Origin of the sequence: Selenomonas sp. oral taxon 478 (genome assembly GCF_001189555.1) — a bacterium.
GTDB lineage: Bacteria > Bacillota > Negativicutes > Selenomonadales > Selenomonadaceae > Centipeda > Centipeda felix.
In genome coordinates this window covers 1,793,051-1,808,958 of sequence record NZ_CP012071.1, presented here as the reverse complement: position 1 = coordinate 1,808,958, position 15,908 = coordinate 1,793,051, and the positions used below count along the sequence as shown (strand labels likewise).

Annotated in this window: 16 protein-coding genes; all 16 read right to left on the bottom strand. The window is 56.2% G+C overall.

Translation table 11 applies throughout. The annotated features are described in order from the left end of the window. Window positions 1–235 precede the first annotated feature (235 nt). Window positions 236–1,387, bottom strand: coding sequence for a mannitol-1-phosphate 5-dehydrogenase (locus ADJ74_RS08415; protein ID WP_050343459.1), 1,152 nt, complete (start codon window positions 1,385–1,387; stop codon window positions 236–238). Window positions 1,388–1,399: 12 nt separating this feature from the next. Continuing rightward, a complete protein-coding gene (locus tag ADJ74_RS08410; protein ID WP_050343457.1) occupies window positions 1,400–3,298 on the bottom strand; it encodes a PTS mannitol transporter subunit IICBA in 1,899 nt (632 codons plus the stop codon). 84 nt (window positions 3,299–3,382) lie between these two features. Continuing rightward, entirely contained in the window at window positions 3,383–5,452 is a 2,070-nt protein-coding gene (locus ADJ74_RS08405; protein ID WP_050343455.1) for a transcription antiterminator, read from the bottom strand. 132 nt (window positions 5,453–5,584) lie between these two features. Beyond that, the gene (gene tsaD / locus ADJ74_RS08400) at window positions 5,585–6,622 is read right to left on the bottom strand and encodes a tRNA (adenosine(37)-N6)-threonylcarbamoyltransferase complex transferase subunit TsaD (protein WP_050343452.1); all 1,038 of its coding nucleotides are present in this window, start codon (window positions 6,620–6,622) and stop codon (window positions 5,585–5,587) included. Then, window positions 6,585–7,076 carry a ribosomal protein S18-alanine N-acetyltransferase gene (gene rimI, locus ADJ74_RS08395; RefSeq protein ID WP_050343450.1) on the bottom strand — a complete coding sequence of 164 codons (492 nt, stop codon included), beginning with the start codon at window positions 7,074–7,076 and terminating at the stop codon, window positions 6,585–6,587. Before rimI ends, tsaD begins: the two co-directional genes overlap by 38 nt. Then, window positions 7,073–7,795 (bottom strand): tRNA (adenosine(37)-N6)-threonylcarbamoyltransferase complex dimerization subunit type 1 TsaB, encoded by a 723-nt coding sequence (gene tsaB / locus ADJ74_RS08390; protein WP_050343448.1) that lies wholly within the window; start codon window positions 7,793–7,795, stop codon window positions 7,073–7,075. The genes rimI and tsaB overlap by 4 nt, the downstream gene beginning before the upstream one ends. After that, window positions 7,776–8,252: a tRNA (adenosine(37)-N6)-threonylcarbamoyltransferase complex ATPase subunit type 1 TsaE gene (gene tsaE, locus ADJ74_RS08385; RefSeq protein ID WP_006691286.1), complete on the bottom strand. Its 477-nt coding sequence runs from the start codon at window positions 8,250–8,252 to the stop codon at window positions 7,776–7,778. The genes tsaB and tsaE overlap by 20 nt, the downstream gene beginning before the upstream one ends. Window positions 8,253–8,385: 133 nt before the next feature. After that, window positions 8,386–8,895 (bottom strand): ribosome maturation factor RimM, encoded by a 510-nt coding sequence (gene rimM, locus ADJ74_RS08380; RefSeq protein ID WP_050343446.1) that lies wholly within the window; start codon window positions 8,893–8,895, stop codon window positions 8,386–8,388. Next, on the bottom strand, window positions 8,867–9,277 hold the full coding sequence (locus ADJ74_RS08375; protein ID WP_006691290.1) for a YlqD family protein: 411 nt from the start codon (window positions 9,275–9,277) through the stop codon (window positions 8,867–8,869). Before ADJ74_RS08375 ends, rimM begins: the two co-directional genes overlap by 29 nt. 80 nt (window positions 9,278–9,357) lie before the next feature. After that, a complete protein-coding gene (locus ADJ74_RS08370) occupies window positions 9,358–9,585 on the bottom strand; it encodes a KH domain-containing protein (RefSeq protein ID WP_006306836.1) in 228 nt (75 codons plus the stop codon). A gap of 90 nt (window positions 9,586–9,675) precedes the next feature. Next, the gene (rpsP, locus tag ADJ74_RS08365; RefSeq protein ID WP_006691291.1) at window positions 9,676–9,951 is read right to left on the bottom strand and encodes a 30S ribosomal protein S16; all 276 of its coding nucleotides are present in this window, start codon (window positions 9,949–9,951) and stop codon (window positions 9,676–9,678) included. A gap of 32 nt (window positions 9,952–9,983) precedes the next feature. Then, window positions 9,984–11,360, bottom strand: coding sequence for a signal recognition particle protein (ffh, locus tag ADJ74_RS08360; protein WP_050343443.1), 1,377 nt, complete (start codon window positions 11,358–11,360; stop codon window positions 9,984–9,986). A 27-nt stretch (window positions 11,361–11,387) separates the two neighbouring features. After that, the gene (gene ylxM, locus ADJ74_RS08355) at window positions 11,388–11,738 is read right to left on the bottom strand and encodes a YlxM family DNA-binding protein (protein WP_050343441.1); all 351 of its coding nucleotides are present in this window, start codon (window positions 11,736–11,738) and stop codon (window positions 11,388–11,390) included. A gap of 166 nt (window positions 11,739–11,904) precedes the next feature. Further along, complete coding sequence (locus ADJ74_RS08350; RefSeq protein ID WP_050343439.1) at window positions 11,905–13,305, bottom strand: TIGR02452 family protein; 1,401 nt, start codon at window positions 13,303–13,305, stop codon at window positions 11,905–11,907. A gap of 20 nt (window positions 13,306–13,325) precedes the next feature. After that, entirely contained in the window at window positions 13,326–14,075 is a 750-nt protein-coding gene (locus tag ADJ74_RS08345) for a hypothetical protein (RefSeq protein WP_050343438.1), read from the bottom strand. A gap of 155 nt (window positions 14,076–14,230) precedes the next feature. Continuing rightward, complete coding sequence (locus ADJ74_RS08340; protein WP_050343436.1) at window positions 14,231–15,676, bottom strand: DUF438 domain-containing protein; 1,446 nt, start codon at window positions 15,674–15,676, stop codon at window positions 14,231–14,233. Between the last annotated feature and the right edge of the window lie 232 nt (window positions 15,677–15,908).

Below are 15,908 nucleotides of genomic sequence, written 5' to 3'. Positions count from 1 at the left end.
ACTTCTTTCATTATAACACAGGAATCAGGATATAAAAAAGGATGACGATACGTCGATTGTACCGTCATCCCTATGAGAAAGGGGGTGTTGCATATCCCTCCCATCCTAATATGCCGTTATCCTAAGCCTTCCCCGTTATCACGGGGAAGGGGGACCGCGCAAGCGGTGGAAGGGGCACAAAGGAGGGGCTGTTGCACGAAGTTTGCAACTTCATGCAACAGCCCCTCCTTGGAATTTACTTTTTCAGCGCTGCATTCTTCTCTGCGACGAGCTTGAACAGCTCTGAGCCCGCCGGAATCTCCGTGAAGTACGTGAGTGCTTTCTCGAAGCCGTGCTCCTTGAGATACGTCTGCACCTCGACTGCCTCAGGATCCTCCGCGTAGTCGAAATGGAGGGCGGCGGCGATGACCGTCGCAAGCGCCTCGGGTTTTTTCCCGCGTGCGACAAGCTGATTGGCGGGCGAGACGAGGCGGTCCTTCGCGCCGAGCTTGCGCTTCGGCCCGCGTGCAACGCGCGTCACAGCATCGGAGAGATGCGGATTCTTGAACCGCTCCTCTGCCGTATGGATGTATTTCGTATGCGCTTCACGGTCAAAGCCGTATTTCTCGATCAGGAGTTCACTCGTCTCTGCCCAGACGCGGCGGACGAACGCGACGATCTCCTCGTTCTTCATCGCCGATGCGATGTCCTCAATCCCGTTGAGGTATGCCATGTAGGCAATGGAGGCGTGTCCCGTATTGACGGAGAACAACTTGCGCTCGATGTAGGCTTCGAGGTTATCGACCCACGTCAGCCCCTCGATCTGCGGCTCTGCACCGACGACACCCGTGCGGTCGACGTCCCATTCACAGAACGGCTCAACCTTGACAAGCAGCGGGTCCTCGTTGTGCTGAATCGGCACGATGCGGTCAACCGCCGCATCGGGGAATCCGATGCAGCGCGCGGCTTTCTCCTTGATATCGTCAGCGAGGTGCTCGTAGACAAAATTCTTCAGCACCGTCGAGCCGCCGACCATATTCTCACACGCGATAATGTTCAGCGGTGCATCCGTCTTTTCAAGGCGCCGCACAATCCCCTTGGCAATGTTCGGCGCAATGAATTTCAGGATATTCGGCCCGATCGCCGTGGTGACAATGTCCGCCGTGACGAACGCATCGAGCAGTGCCTCAAGATCTTTGTTGCTGTTGATCGCCTTGACATGCTCGACGTGGATTTTTTTCGGCGTATCGCCGACCACCTCGATATCGTAGGAACGGCGTGCATTGATCTCATCCACCAGTGCATCCGACACATCGACGAAGGTGACCTCATAGCCCGAGCGCACGAGCAGTTCCCCGATAAAGCCGCGGCCGATGTTGCCGCCGCCGAAATGGATTGCCTGTTTCATGGTCATGTCCTTTCAATCCGCTTTCGTAAAGACGTGATAGAGTTCATCGGCACTCTTCGTCTTGAAGAGCTGCTCGAGCTGCTCATCCGTGTAGTCGCCGACCATCGTTGCGATATTGGCAAGGATCGCAAGATGATCGTTGCCGACGCCCGCGATGCCGATCACAAGATATGCCGTCTCATCGCCGAACTTCACACCGTCGGGATACTGACAGACGACAATGCCCGTCTTCTTGATCGTATCCTTGACTGCGTTTTCTCCGTGCGGGATGGCAATGCCCTTGCCAATGTAGGTGGAAAGATCATGCTCGCGGTTGAGCATGCCCTGTACATAGCCCTCATCGACGTAGCCGCTCGCAACGAGCATCTTGCCTGCCGCCGTGATTGCTTCCTCACGGCTGACCGACGGGAGTCCGATCTTCACGTTTTCCTGACGCAGAACATCTGCGCTCACCGTCTCTGCTGTCTCTTCCTGTGCGTCTGTGGTCGGTGCAGAGGTCTCCACTGCCGCCTCTTTCAGGCGAGCCGTAACGATCTCATAGACGTTGTTCTGCGTAAAGTCGCGCACCCAGATATGCTCTGCCTGCGGCGAATCCGCAAGGGCACGCTCGGCGAGTTTTTCATGCGAGATGACCAGCTGTGCTTCCTGCGGGATTGCACCGATGGCGCAGTTCGTCACAGAGATATCCTTATAGCCGTCCTTCTTGAGTTTCTTGCGCAGTGCTGCCGCACCGAGTGCTGACGAGCCCATGCCCGCATCGCAGGCGTAGACGATGACCTTCAGATCCTTGCCCGCAACCTTCTTCTCTGCGGGCAGCTCCTTGCCGCGATTCTTGCGCTCTGCCATATCCTCACGCGCCGACTCGAGCGATTCATCTTCGACGTCCTTCGACATCTTGATAAAGACAGAAGCAACCGCGCAGGACACCGCCGTCGCTACGGCAAATGCCGAAAGATTTGCAACAAGTGCCGAGGTGTTCGGGGTCATCGCGATAATCGCGAAGATCGAGCCCGGAGAGGACGGAGCAATCAGACCGCCGCCGAGGAGGCCAAGCGTAAAGACGCCGGACATGCCGCCCGCAATCGCGGCGATGATGAGGATCGGCTTCATAAGGATGTACGGGAAGTAAATCTCGTGAATACCGCCGAGTACGTGGATAATCATGGCTCCCGGCGAGGACGACTTAGCCATGCCCTTGCCGAACATCCAGTAGGCAAGCAGAATACCAAAGCCGGGCCCGGGGTTCGCCTCGAGCAGGAAGAACATGGACTTGCCGTATTCCTGTGCCTGCTGAATACCGAGCGGGCTGAGCACGCCATGATTCAGTGCATTGTTGAGGAAGAGCACCTTTGCGGGCTCAATGATGATGGATGCCAGCGGCAGAAGTCCTGCCGCGACAATCGCCTCCACGCCGCTGCGCAGGATGTTGTTTGCGCCGCTGACCACTGGGCCGACTACAGCAAAGGCGATCATTGCGAGGATGCCGCCGAAGATGCCGAGCGAGAAGTTGTTGACGAGCATCTCGAATCCGCCCGGGATGCTGTCACGCACGGCATTGTCAAACTTCTTGATCAGATAGCCGCCCAGAGGTCCCATAATCATGGCGCCGAGGAACATCGGAATCTCCGAGCCCGCGATGATGCCCGATGTGGCAATCGCTGCCATGACGCCGCCGCGGTGTCCGTAGACTGCTGCACCGCCGCTGTAGCCGATCAGCAGCGGGATGAGCCACTTGCTCATCGGTGCGCCGACCTGTGCCAGATACTCATTCGGCATCCAGCCCGTCGGAATAAAGAGTGCCGTTAGAAAGCCCCATGCGATAAATGCGCCAATGTTCGGCATCACCATGCCGGACAGGAAGCGGCCAAACTTCTGCATGGCCTCCTGTGCCCCTCCGCCTTGCTGACTCATAAAAATCCCCCTTTGTAAAAGCAGAACGATATGGAGCATTTCAGCCCCGTTATTTGTTGAATCACTGAATTTATCAGTGATTCTTTACAAGAGTTGTTCGAGATGTTCCCGAAAATGCTCTTCCAAAACGTATTCGAGCTCGCGGCGTATCCCCGCCGCATCCCCGCGCGCGAGGATGTCGGCAAACGCCGGGCGGTCTGCAATCTGTGCTGCAACATGCCCGAGTATCTGCCGTTCCATCTCCGTCTCTCCCGCCGGCACGAGCATGACCAATGCGGTCTGTACGGCACCCCCTCCGTAAGGGAGCGGATGCTCAAGATGCATAACGCCGAAGCGCGCTCTCTCCTGCCGTGCAAAACACCCATGGAGAAGAATCATCTGCGGCGCAGCCCACGTCGGAGCGATGCGCTCCCGCCGCAGGAGTTCGTCGGCAAAATCTTTCGCCGCCGCATCCTCTGCGAGGAGAAGATGCGCCGCCGCATTGGCAAGCTGCTCAATGGACGCCGCCGATACATTTTCCTGCAGGTGAAAGTCCGTGAGCAGATCGCAGATCAATCCGCTGCGGCGATGAATCTCTGCTATCACTGCAGGGAACGGCAGCGGCGCGGGAGCCGCCGGCACCTCCGCATGATGTACGCTGCAGCCGGCAAGGACGGCATCGATCTGTGCCCGATCTGCTGCCGTCAAAAATACACTGACAACAACGACCGGAACAGGAAGCGGCGAAAGCGGCACCGTAGAGACCACGAAGTCCGCTGAACGCCGCAGGATCTCCTGCGCAGTAAGGGCAAGCGAGGAGACGACACCGACCACACGAATCCGCTCGTAAGATCGGCGCAGACGGCTCGCAAGCAGGCGGCTCGTCCCAAGCCCTGTCGGACAGGCGACCAGAACACGTGCGGCGGGGTGATCCCCGCCCGCCTCCGTCAGTGCCGCACCGATGTGAATTGCAATATAGGCAACCTCATCATCGGGCACCGGCATCCCTGCCTCCTCCTCCATCATGGGAATCGCATGCCGTGCAATCTCCATGAGCTCCGGATGTTCTTCCTCCATCTGCGCGAGCAGAGGATTGCGGATATCCATGTGGAGTTTCAGACGATGCAGTGCCGGAGCAAGGTGATTCACGAGCCCCGTGAGCAGCGTACGGCTGCGCATGAGCGGCGCACCGCTCTTTTCAGAGGCGCGCCGCATGATCGACTGCGCGATCTGCACCAACCTGAAATTATCCACGCGCCCGCCCCCCGAGGGGAGGGTCATGCCGCGCGCACCGAGCAGATGCATGGTGATATAGCCGATCTCCGCTGCGGGGATGGAAATGGAGAATACCTCCCCCATCCGCACCGCAATCGTCTCTGCCACAGAAAATTCTTCGGTATCCTGCAGCTCCTCCAGCGTCCCCGCATCCATCGCAATCGTATCGCCCTGCTGCAGCCGCCGCACGGCGAGCGCGAGGTGGACAACAAGTCCGACGCGTGCACTGTCTGGGATGTGCCGATTCTGCGTCTCCGCTGCAACAGCATCATCAATGCGACGGATCTGCGCGGGATCAACGAGACCGAGCAGGGCACGATCCGCCGCGTACGCCGGCCCCTCCTCAGCCGCATCGTCCCCGATGAGGGCAAGGAGTTCCTTTTCATCCACATAGTCGTGGATGATGCGAACCAGTGCGCGGCGGATATCTTGCTCCGCCCCTTCAACGTAGACGCCGAGTCCGGGACGGCGCACGAGTGTGATCTGCTGTGCGGCGAGCCACGGCTGCAGGCGATCGAGATCGTGACTGACGGTACTGTCGGTCACGTGCAGAAGATGCGCCAGAGCAAATAGCTTGAGCGGCTCATCCGCCATGAGGAGACGCGCGATCAGGATGGAACGCCGCTGATCGGGGGTCAGTGTGCTGTGCACATCCGCCAAAGAGAGCTCCGTGCGCAGATGTCCAAGCGCTGCGGCATCCCCACTGAGCATGAATCCCGCACCCGTGCGCCGAAGGAGCATCACGCCATAGGACTTCAGTGCCGTTTCGATCCCGTGCATCTCGCGCGTCACAGTACGTGCGCTGACACCGAGCTCTGCGGCGATATGTTCGGCAGTCACATAGCCGTATGCGGCAAGAAGCAGAGACAGTATCGTCCGCATACGTGCCGTCAGTTCCATGTGACCGCCCCCCTCTCGCCCCCCTGACAGGCCTCATTATAACGAATGGGATTCATCATTGCAATGAAAAGACCTTGCCCTTTGTCATGAAGGGCTATGGACAAATAAAAAGAGCCGATGCACCATGGCACATCAGCTCTTACAATTGCAAACAAAATCCAGTCCCGGCACAGCATTCAGATAGAGATCGCTGTACTTGCCTGCTGCCGCCTGATAGGCACCGCGGCAGGCAATCATGGCTGCGTTGTCCGTACAGAGGCGCAGCGAAGGATAGAGATAGCGGATGCCCTCCTGCTCTGCCCTCATACGGAGCTGCTGCTCGAGGGCGGCATTTGCCGCAACGCCGCCGGCAAGGACGAGGGTATCCCGCCCCGCCGCATGAATCGCCTCGAACGCCTTGTGAACGAGCACCTCAGTGACGGCAACCTGAAACGATGCCGCAATATCTGCCGCGCGGAGTTCCCGTCCCTTCATGCGCTGACCGTTGATGTAGTTCAACACGGCGGATTTCAGACCGCTGAAGCTGAACTCATAGTTTCCCTCCTGCGCAAGCGCGCGCGGAAAGTCAATCGCCTGCGGATCCCCCTCGCGGGCGAGTCGATCGATCTCAGGACCGCCCGGATAGGGAAGGCCGAGCACGCGCGCGACCTTATCAAACGCCTCGCCTGCCGCATCATCACGCGTACTGCCCATCAGACGGAACGTCTCATAGTTCGCCACATCGACGAGTGCCGTATGCCCGCCCGAGACGACAAGCGCGATAAAGGGCGGCGTGAGATCGGGGGTCTCGATGAAATTCGCAAAGATATGCCCCTCAAGATGATTCACACCGATGAGCGGCACGTCGAGCGAAAACGCCAACGCCTTTGCCGCCGACACACCAACAAGCAGCGCCCCCACGAGTCCAGGGCCATACGTGACAGCGATCTGATCCATCGCCGCAAGCTCCGCTTTCGCCTCGTCGAGTGCCTGCTGTACGACGGGCAGAATGCTCAGGATATGGTTGCGCGAAGCAATCTCAGGAACAACGCCGCCGTATTTCTGATGAATCGGTATCTGCGTTGAAATCACGCAGGACAGGAGTTCACGTGTCCCACGAAGTACGGCTGCCGATGTCTCATCGCAGCTTGTCTCAATCCCGAGCGTCAGTCTCTCTTGCACATCTTTCATCAGACAGTGTATCCCTTAATTTCGTATTCCACATGAGAATGGCATCTTCGTTGTTGTCCTGATAGTAGCCCTTGCGGATACCGATCTCCACAAATCCCAGCCGCTCATAAAGACGGCGGGCGGGCAGATTCGACGGGCGCACCTCGAGGGTCATACGCTCGACGCCGCGCTCCGCTGCCGCGCGCATCAGCGCACACATGAGCAGATGTCCATAGCCCCTGCCGCGCTGCATCGCTGTCAGCGCGATATTTGTGACCTGTGCTTCCTCAAAGGAAATCCAGCAGCCGGCAAAGCCGATCACTGCCGTGCCCTCAAGTGCAACGATATAACAGGCAAAGTCATTCAACGCCTCGCGCCAAAAATCCTCGCGCGACCACGGTGTCGGAAAACTCTCTCGCTCAATGCAAGCCACGGCGTCCGCATCCTCCGGAGCAAGCGGACGAAAGGAGATCATGATGCCGCCGCTCCGCCATGCCGCTGCTCCCACAGCACCTCTGCCTCACTGCGGCGCAGATAGAGCGGTGCCGCTGTCACGGGGTCGTCCGTCTCCCCCCGCTGCAACCTGGCAAGTCCTGCCAGCCCCACACACGCCGCACGCGGCATGCGCAGATGCAGGGGAGCAATCCCGACATTGGCAGGAAGCGCAGGGAAATCGTTCCGCCGCGTGGCATCGCCAAGCAAAACGGCGGGCAGCTCCGTTCCCGCGAGTGCGTCGAGCACCTCGGTCAGCGGCAGGATGGAGAGTGAATGCTCCTCAGAAAGGCGCACGCCTTCCCCCTCGGGACACCACCTGAATTCCTGCACGTAGACATTTCCTTTCTGTGCATCCATCATCGGGAGAATGCGCAGCCCTACAGAACCCATATAGTGACAGGCGAGCGCCTCCAGTGTCGGCACGCAGATCATGGGGATGTTCAGTGCGTACGCCATCATCTTTGCCGCCGCAAGACCAATGCGCAGCCCCGTGAAGGACCCCGGCCCGATACTGACGGCAATCCCATCGAGTTCCGTTTTCTTGGCACGCGCCATCTGCAGAGCCATCTTGATATGCGGCATGAGTGTCTCGGAATGCGTCAATGCGCCCTGCATACTCACCTCGGCGGCGACACGCTCCTCAGAGAGCACCGCTACGCTCGATACCTGCGAGGACGTATCAAGGCTCACGATCAACAATGCGTTTCAACTCCTCCAAGAGCGCCTCGCTCTTTTCCCCAGCGGCAATAAAGGTAAACTTCCGCTTCTCAGCATCGAGTGCATCAATCCGTACCGAGAGATGATCTGCGGGGATGGCATTGGGAAACTTCTCTGCCCACTCGATCAGCACAATTCCCTCCGTCGCCTCTGCATATTCAAAGAAGCCGATATCCTCCAACTCCTCCTCGGAAGCGATACGATAGAGATCAAAGTGCACGATCGGGCACGCCGCCTCATAGATGTTCATAAGGTTGAAGGTAGGGCTGGTCACATCGCTCTCCACGCCGAGAGTGCGGGCGAGAGCCCGCACAAAGAGGGTCTTGCCTACGCCGAGTTCTCCATCGAGGCAGATGACCGTCCCCTCACGGATGATTTTGCCGATTGTCCCCGCTAAATGCGCTGTCTCTTCCGGTGAATGCGTAACACAAGTGAGCATAGTTCGTCCCCTTATGAAAAAAATAGCGACCTAGGGAATCGCTGAATGTATCAGTACTCCCATAGTTCTTACTATTATAGCATGACACAGAAATTTGCGCAAAGAAAACGCGGACAGAGATCATCTCCGTCCGCTATTCCGGCAGGCGCACGGTCATACAGCCGCCCGCTGTGTCAATGTTCTGCACCACGGTACGCAGTGCGGGTACAAGGAGTTCGTGCCCCTCGGCATCCCGTACCGCATAGACATCGTTGCTGCCCGTCCGCAGAACATCCGTCACCGTACCGAGTTCATTTCCATCCTCATCGCGCACCGTGAGGCCGACGATGTCGAACACATAATACTCGCCCTCGTCAAGCGGTGCCGCTTCCGCACGCGGCACCGTCAGCACACGTCCCGTGAGGCGCTGCGCCGTCTCACGCACATCGTATTCCCGAAAATGCATGAGAATATTCCGCCCCTGCGGCTTGACGGCAGTGATATGAAGGAGCTCATCCCCTGCCATCACCTCCCGCATCTGTGCAAAGCGCCCGGGGAAATCCGTCAGGGGGATAATGCGCAGATCGCCGCGCACGCCGTGCGGTGCGCCGATGCGGCCGATGACGATGCGCTCATCAGGAACGGATTGCGACAATCTTGTCATCCTCCACCAGAATCTCGACGTTCATCAGCTCACGCATATCGTCGCCGACCTTGGCTTCGACTTGACGTTCAAGTGTCCCCTGCACAATCTCCGCTCCCTCGGCAAACTTCTGCAATTCCTCCTGATGAGCGCGCGTCTCCTCAACGTAGTCCATGCGCCGCTGACGCTCCTGACGAATGTTATTGATGTTCTGGATTGCCTGCGGGGTGAGTTCGCCCTGCTCGGCTTCCTGCATCACACGCTTTTCCTGAATGCCAAGCTGCTGGAGTTCGAGCTCCGCACGGCTGAGTCCTTCCTCCATCTCCTTGAGCATCTTCGCACGCAATTTTTCCGTCAGCTTCGCCTTAACGGTAACGGGTACCTTGATTGAAATAGAATCCACTCTAATCTCTCCTTATGAAAAAACGACGGAATATATGCCGCCGTTTTACAGGGGTGCACCTTATCGGCACTCCGCCCGGCTCAGCCGATCTCGACTGTCGCCCGCTTATTCTCCTTCGTGGCAGCGGCCTTGACAACACTGCGAAGCGCCTTTGCGATCCGCCCCTGTTTGCCGATGACCTTTCCCATGTCATCCTCCGCCACACGAAGTCTTAAAATGATCTCCTGATCATCCTGTGTTTCGTCAACGACGACAGCTTCCGGATGATCTACCAAGGATTTCGCAATAACCTCGACTATCTCTTTCATGCGCGTCGTCTCTCCTCATCGCCGTGTGCGCACGCGACGGGAAGTCCTCTGCAGGAGAGGATATCCCCCCATCGAATCGCGCGTCACGCATCAGTCCTTCTGACGCTTTGCCTCAGCGAACTTCGCCATCGTGCCATTCTTGCTCAGAATGTTCTTGACGGTGTCTGTCGGCTGTGCGCCCTTCTTCATCCAATCGATCGCCTTCTCCTCGTCGATATTGACGAGTGCGGGCTGCTTCGACGGATCGTAATTTCCAAGGATCTCGATGAATCGCCCGTCGCGCGGTGCACGCGAATCAGCGACTACAATGCGATAGAAGGGATTCTTCTTCGCGCCCATACGGTTCAAACGAATCTTGACTGCCATAATTTCACCACCTTTCGTTGGACTCTGCCGCACTACCTAAAGAACGGCATCTTGGGGAGTCCCATGCCGCCCATGGACGGCATGGCGGGCATCCCGCCCTTCCCCTTCATTTTCTTCATCTTCTTCATCATCTTGCGCATTTCGCCGAACTGCTTGAGCAGTTTGTTGACGTCCTGCACGCGCGTCCCGCTGCCGGCGGCAATGCGCTTGCGCCGACTGCCGTTGATGATCGTGATGTCTGCGCGCTCCTTCGGCGTCATCGCGCGGATGATCGCTTCAAGCCGACGCATCTCTTTCCCATCGAGGTCAAACTCCTGATCACCGAGTTTCTTCTTCAGACCGCCCATTCCCGGGATCATGCCGAGGATGTTGCTGAGCGAACCAAGTTTTTTAACCTGCTGCATCTGATCGAGGAAATCATCGAGCGTGAAGTCGTTGCGGCGGAGTTTCTCCTCCATCTTCTTCGCGTTCTCGAGATCGAAGTTCTCCTGTGCCTTCTCCACAAGAGAGAGCACATCGCCCATGCCGAGGATACGCGACGCCATACGGTCGGGATGAAACACCTCAAGCGGCTCGAGCTTTTCGCCCATACCGACGAATTTCAGGGGACAGCCCGTTACCGCCTTGATGGAGAGCGCCGCGCCGCCGCGCGCATCACCGTCCAGCTTCGTCATGATGACGCCGTCCAGGCCGAGCGAGGCGTCAAACGCCTCGGCGACGTTTACGGCTTCCTGTCCTGTCATGGCATCCACGACGAGGAGGATTTCATGCGGCTTTACTTCCGCCTTGATGTCGCGCAGCTCCTGCATGAGCGTCTCATCAATCTGCAGGCGCCCCGCTGTATCAATGATGACAACGTCGTTGGCGTGGGAGGAAGAATGTGCGATTGCCGCACGCGCAATGGCGACGGCATCCTTCTGCCCCTGCGAAAAGACGGGCACATCGACCTTGCCGCCAATGACCTCAAGCTGCTTGATGGCAGCGGGACGATAGATGTCGTCAGCAACGAGCAGCGGACGCTTGCCCTGTTTCTTGAGCATGAGCGCGAGCTTGCCCGCCGATGTGGTCTTACCCGAGCCTTGGAGGCCGACGAGCATAATGACAGTCGGCGGGTTCGGACTGATGTTGAGGCGGCTCTCCGTCCCGCCCATCAGTGCGGTGAGTTCCTCGTCAACGATCTTGACAACGGCCTGTGCCGCCGTGAGTGTGTCGAGCACCTCCTGCCCGACGGCACGCTCCTTGACGCGCTTCACGAAGTCCTTGACGACCTTGAAGTTGACGTCCGCTTCCAGCAGCGCCATGCGCACCTCGCGCATCGCCTCGTTCACGTCGTCCTCGGTCAGCTTTCCGTGCCCGCGCAGCTTTTTGAAGATCCCCTGCAGGCGGTCGGACAGATTCTCAAAGAGCATTTCCTCACCTCCTTTTATCCATGGTCTTTATATCTCATTCTGTGATGTATATCGCTCCAGTTCATCCGCGATGCGTCGGACATCCGCGCGTCCAATCGGCTCGCGGAGCGCACGCAGCGCCGTACAGATGGCGGCGATCGCCCGCTCCTGCTCCTGTTGACGAGCAAAGAGCCCCAGCGTCTCCTCCATCTCCGCCAGTGCGCGCTCTGCGCGGCGAATATTGTCATGCGCCGCCTGCCGCGTGATGCCGAGCTCCTCACCAATCTCCGCGAGCGAGAAGTCCTCTGCAATATGTAAATGCAGGCACTCCCTCTGCTTCCCCGTCAGAAGGCCTCCATAGAGATCGTATAGCTTTGCGCGATAGTAGAGCTGATCCAATCCGTTCCTCCCCTCCCACCACGCGCTGCGTGGTCCCCCTTCCCCGCAGGCGAGGCAGGCTATTGTGGGAGACACTTGTGCAAGTATAGCGGGAAACAAAGAACCTGTCAAGTATTTTTCTTGACAGGCTTCGCTCAATATACTTCCATGAGCCTTTTTGAATGCACTACACCAAACGCAGATGTGTTCTCTTTGGGGACGGATGGTGAAACGGAATCCAGGAAAGCGGTGTAGATGCCACTGTCTCCCCCTCTATTGTGAGCGATATCGTAATCGCAATCAGATCATGCCCTGTCACATCTGTCAAGAGAAATGCATATGCATTTTGGAGGTCGGTTGAAAATGCAAGCAAATTACATTCTTCCAAAAACCTGACATAAGCAAACAGAACGCTTAAATCGTCCACCATGCCGCCGTCTGCCATGCCGACACACAAAGCATGAAACGCCTTGACCGGCTTTTGAATAAAAAAGGTCTTCGTATCGGTTGCTTCATTGACAAGCGGCACGCACTCTAGCTTCATGAAGTCTTCCGTAACAGGAAGATAGAATGCCACAGCCCGATCGCCATCGGTCTGCTCCCAGATTTCTGCCATAAAGGGAATTCCGTTCTTGGTTGTGCCATAAGAATAACCTTTATTCTCAGGCGAAATGTTTTCCTGCGAAAAGTTGTATGTGATGAACGGATGATTTGCTTGATAAAATCCCGGCACTGCTGTCACAGCTTTAGATGTATCATTGGTGCATATTGTTCCAACATTCTGAAATACATCTGCAAATGCGTGAAAATTTTTCTTTTCACCTCTATCAATAATTGCAAATGCTATCGTTTGAAAGTATTTATGATATCCTTCATCCATAAGAATATCATAAAAATACTTTGCAACACTGTGCGGATCGTGCCCAAATGCCCCGCATCCCCATGCGCCAAGAACGAGTGACGAATACCCATGCGCTGCGGCAACGGCAAACATTTTCCTTAGCCTTGATTTCATTACACGGGACAGCACATCGGGAGAAACCTCCCGCGCCGCACCGTTGCGGTTCGGCGCAGGAATCGTAATGACAGAGGTCAGAAACGGCTCATCCAAAAAAGCATCATGAAGATCCCGAAAGACGCATACATGGGGAGATAGTATCATGTAGTCGGAATCACAGGAATTTTTCCGACGATTGTTATAGTCATACATCTCGTATGCCGCATCGCTGCCTATGGAGTGATAAAGCGTACTCTCTCTGCACAAGCATTCTTCCTGTGCATTTGCGCCGTTCCGAAACCCGCCGCCGGGTACATGTGCATTGGCGAAATTCATTACGAGTACATTCTCCATTCCCTCGGCACAGGCAAAAGAATCTGCCTCCAAGACATAGATATCAGGAGTATCTGATATAGAGCAGCCACTTTTTACAACTTCTCCACAACGTCTTGCCTCTTTGGCATCTATGAGAATTGCTGCGCTATAGTCCTCTTTGGGAAGAAGTATTGTTTTGCCATGCTTTTGATACCTGCCTTGGTGCGTAATCTGTATGGTTTCTTCCGCAATTCGTCTGCGTTCCTGCCGAGACATCGCAGCCCCTCCTTTTCATCTCATTGCATGGATTTCTCCCTGACCCACTTCCAATCTTTAATTTGCTGCTCCAATGGTCGATTCCTTATCCCAAGACTGCCGCAATGTGCCAGCGGATAGATCACCCCGCCCCCATATGCAGGATCCGCTTTGATCTGTGGATGTTCTTCGATATATTTCATATAGCCCTTATATGGTATTCTGGATCCTTTTACAAGTGCCTTATAAACACATTCAAAGCTCATGCGTCCCAAGCACAAAATATTCTTCGGCTGCAATATGATACATAACTCCCGAAAACGTTCCCTGTCCTTATTCATGACCTCCTTCTTCATGCCCCTGCTGCTTTCTTTACGCCTATAGCCCAAGCAAAAATTCGTAAAGAAAAGCTCATCGTACCGCTGTTGTGCAATTTCATACCCCAAATGACGAAAGAGCTCAATCAAGTTTTTATCCGTTTGAAACCCACTGTCCATTTTCTTTTCGTCACTGATATACGGTAAGTCTTTTCCGCTGATAATCTCTCTGATCCTATCTTGAAACGTCTTCGGCGCAGAATGTGGGTTGCCCCAGTCCTGTCCAACCAATAGGTATTTGATTTCCGGTGTCGTTTCGGCATATCCTCTGCCCTGCCAATAGGTATAAAGATTGATTTCTTTACAAACACCAAACGTCTCATCAAGCGGCATCAGAAAAGAAGATCCATCCTGTTCCTGATAGAACTTCCGCGCATCTTTTACAAGCTTTCCATAGGCTTCACGTTTGTTCATTTCTGCCCCTCCTCATTTGATTCTAACATAATATTATCTACTTCGACAAACAATGTCAAGAATGAAAGTTCCATCAAAAAAAAGGCATGAAGCGGCTTCGTTCCCGTTCATGCCTAAGATTCCATTATTATATTGTCATATCCTTTTGTCACATTTCAGCGGCGAAATTTCTCGAGCGCCTCGGCGTGATCGGTCACAAACTCGACCGTGCCGAGATATTCGCCGGCCGCGTCGTACATCGCCTGATACTGTACGCGGATGGGCTGCTCGCGGATGCGGCGATAGACAATCATCTGCGTGCGCTTCTTCGCCTTGAAGTCCGCGATCAGATTACGCACGACGGGAATGATCTCGGGCGGGTGGCAGTTGATCACGTCACGCCCGAGCGCGGACATGGGACGCGTGAAGACCTGCCCCTCGTTGGTAAAGAAGCGGACGACGTCGTCCTTGTCGATGAAGGTGATGTCAACGGGCAGGAGTTTAAAGATCGCCGTCAGCTGTTCCATCGTAAGCGTACCCGTGGGGAATTGAAGCACTCCCTCGGACGGCGCGTCAGCCACGCGCGCCGCTTCCTGCTCGAGCCATGCCTGTGCCTCCGTCCATGTGGGAAGATCAACGCCGAAGGACGATCCCATCGTCACGAGATCGTGGTAGGCGCGGTACCATTCCATCTGTGTGAAGTACCGCAGACTGAGCGGGAACAGGATGCGCTCCTCCTTGAAGGTCATCTCGTGCACGCGCTGTACGAGATCACGAATGCGCGACTCGTAGAGCGGCAGTGTCTCTGCATCCGCCTTGAGTGCCTTGATGATCATGCTGAGCTCGCGCTTCATCTCATCGTCAATGCCCCACATCACCTGCGACGGCCCGGTAACGCCATAGTCATAGAGCACCGGCATCAGCAGCTCTTCCTTCTTGATGTAGTGCATCCGCAGATCGCCGAGGGAAAGCATGTGCGTCAGCATGACATCCATGCGCTTCGCGCCGTCCAGCTCCGCTGTAATCGTATCGAGCAGCTGTTCAAGGGCGTGATTCTCCGCGCGCAAAATCGTCAGCGGGTGTCCCGCGGGCAGTGCGTCCATATCATTCGGATCGACCGATGCCGCCTGCGCGTGAATCTCATCATGCGAAAGCGCACCTGCGGGCGGAGCAGACGCCGTCCCATGAAAGAGTGCCGAATGCACGTCACAGAGACGCTGCACCTCGCTGACCGGCATGCCCTCCTTGATGAGGGACTGCTCTGCATCCATGATCTCATGGGCCTCGACGTGGCTGAACTCCTTGACAAAATCCTTGCGGACGGAGTCCAGTTCCTCCCCATCCGACAGGCGCTCGATAAAGCCGCGCAGACGTCCCTGCCGCGACTGTGCGTCGTCAGTGAGCACGGTATAGCCGTGCTCCTCGAAGGCGGCAATCACCTTTGCGAGATCAATTCCCTTCACCGCCGCACCGCGCGGGATCGTCATGATGCGCCCCATCACATTGAGCGCAACGGGATTCGTGATCTCCTTGAAGCCGACCTCCGCCATGATCTCCCGTACCTCGGGATACTCCTCCACCAGTTCGGCAACGCTCTTCTTCAGATCCAGTATCTTTTCCATAATGAAAGCCCCTTTATACCAATTATAATTTTCACCTTGATGTGACAATTATAACGCAGGACGGTGAAGAAATGCTGTAACCGTTGGTACGGAAATTAAATAGGGAGCAACATGAAGGAAAACACTCCTTCACGTTGCTCCCTGTTGTGCCCCTTCCACCGCTTCGCGGTCCCACTTCCCCGCAAGCGGGGCAGGCTTTTGGATTATGGCATATTCGCTTCCCCCGTCGCAA

Excerpts from the sequence above, each read along its gene's own strand:
- ADJ74_RS08415 (WP_050343459.1), bottom strand. The coding sequence starts at position 1,387 with ATGAAACAGGCAATCCATTTCGGCGGCGGCAACATCGGCCGCGGCTTT.
- ADJ74_RS08410 (WP_050343457.1), bottom strand. The coding sequence starts at position 3,298 with ATGAGTCAGCAAGGCGGAGGGGCACAGGAGGCCATGCAGAAGTTTGGC.
- ADJ74_RS08405 (WP_050343455.1), bottom strand. The coding sequence starts at position 5,452 with ATGGAACTGACGGCACGTATGCGGACGATACTGTCTCTGCTTCTTGCC.
- tsaD (WP_050343452.1), bottom strand. The coding sequence starts at position 6,622 with ATGAAAGATGTGCAAGAGAGACTGACGCTCGGGATTGAGACAAGCTGC.
- rimI (WP_050343450.1), bottom strand. The coding sequence starts at position 7,076 with ATGATCTCCTTTCGTCCGCTTGCTCCGGAGGATGCGGACGCCGTGGCT.
- tsaE (WP_006691286.1), bottom strand. The coding sequence starts at position 8,252 with ATGCTCACTTGTGTTACGCATTCACCGGAAGAGACAGCGCATTTAGCG.
- rimM (WP_050343446.1), bottom strand. The coding sequence starts at position 8,895 with ATGACAAGATTGTCGCAATCCGTTCCTGATGAGCGCATCGTCATCGGC.
- ADJ74_RS08370 (WP_006306836.1), bottom strand. The coding sequence starts at position 9,585 with ATGAAAGAGATAGTCGAGGTTATTGCGAAATCCTTGGTAGATCATCCG.
- rpsP (WP_006691291.1), bottom strand. The coding sequence starts at position 9,951 with ATGGCAGTCAAGATTCGTTTGAACCGTATGGGCGCGAAGAAGAATCCC.
- ffh (WP_050343443.1), bottom strand. The coding sequence starts at position 11,360 with ATGCTCTTTGAGAATCTGTCCGACCGCCTGCAGGGGATCTTCAAAAAG.
- ADJ74_RS08350 (WP_050343439.1), bottom strand. The coding sequence starts at position 13,305 with ATGTCTCGGCAGGAACGCAGACGAATTGCGGAAGAAACCATACAGATT.
- ADJ74_RS08345 (WP_050343438.1), bottom strand. The coding sequence starts at position 14,075 with ATGAACAAACGTGAAGCCTATGGAAAGCTTGTAAAAGATGCGCGGAAG.
- ADJ74_RS08340 (WP_050343436.1), bottom strand. The coding sequence starts at position 15,676 with ATGGAAAAGATACTGGATCTGAAGAAGAGCGTTGCCGAACTGGTGGAG.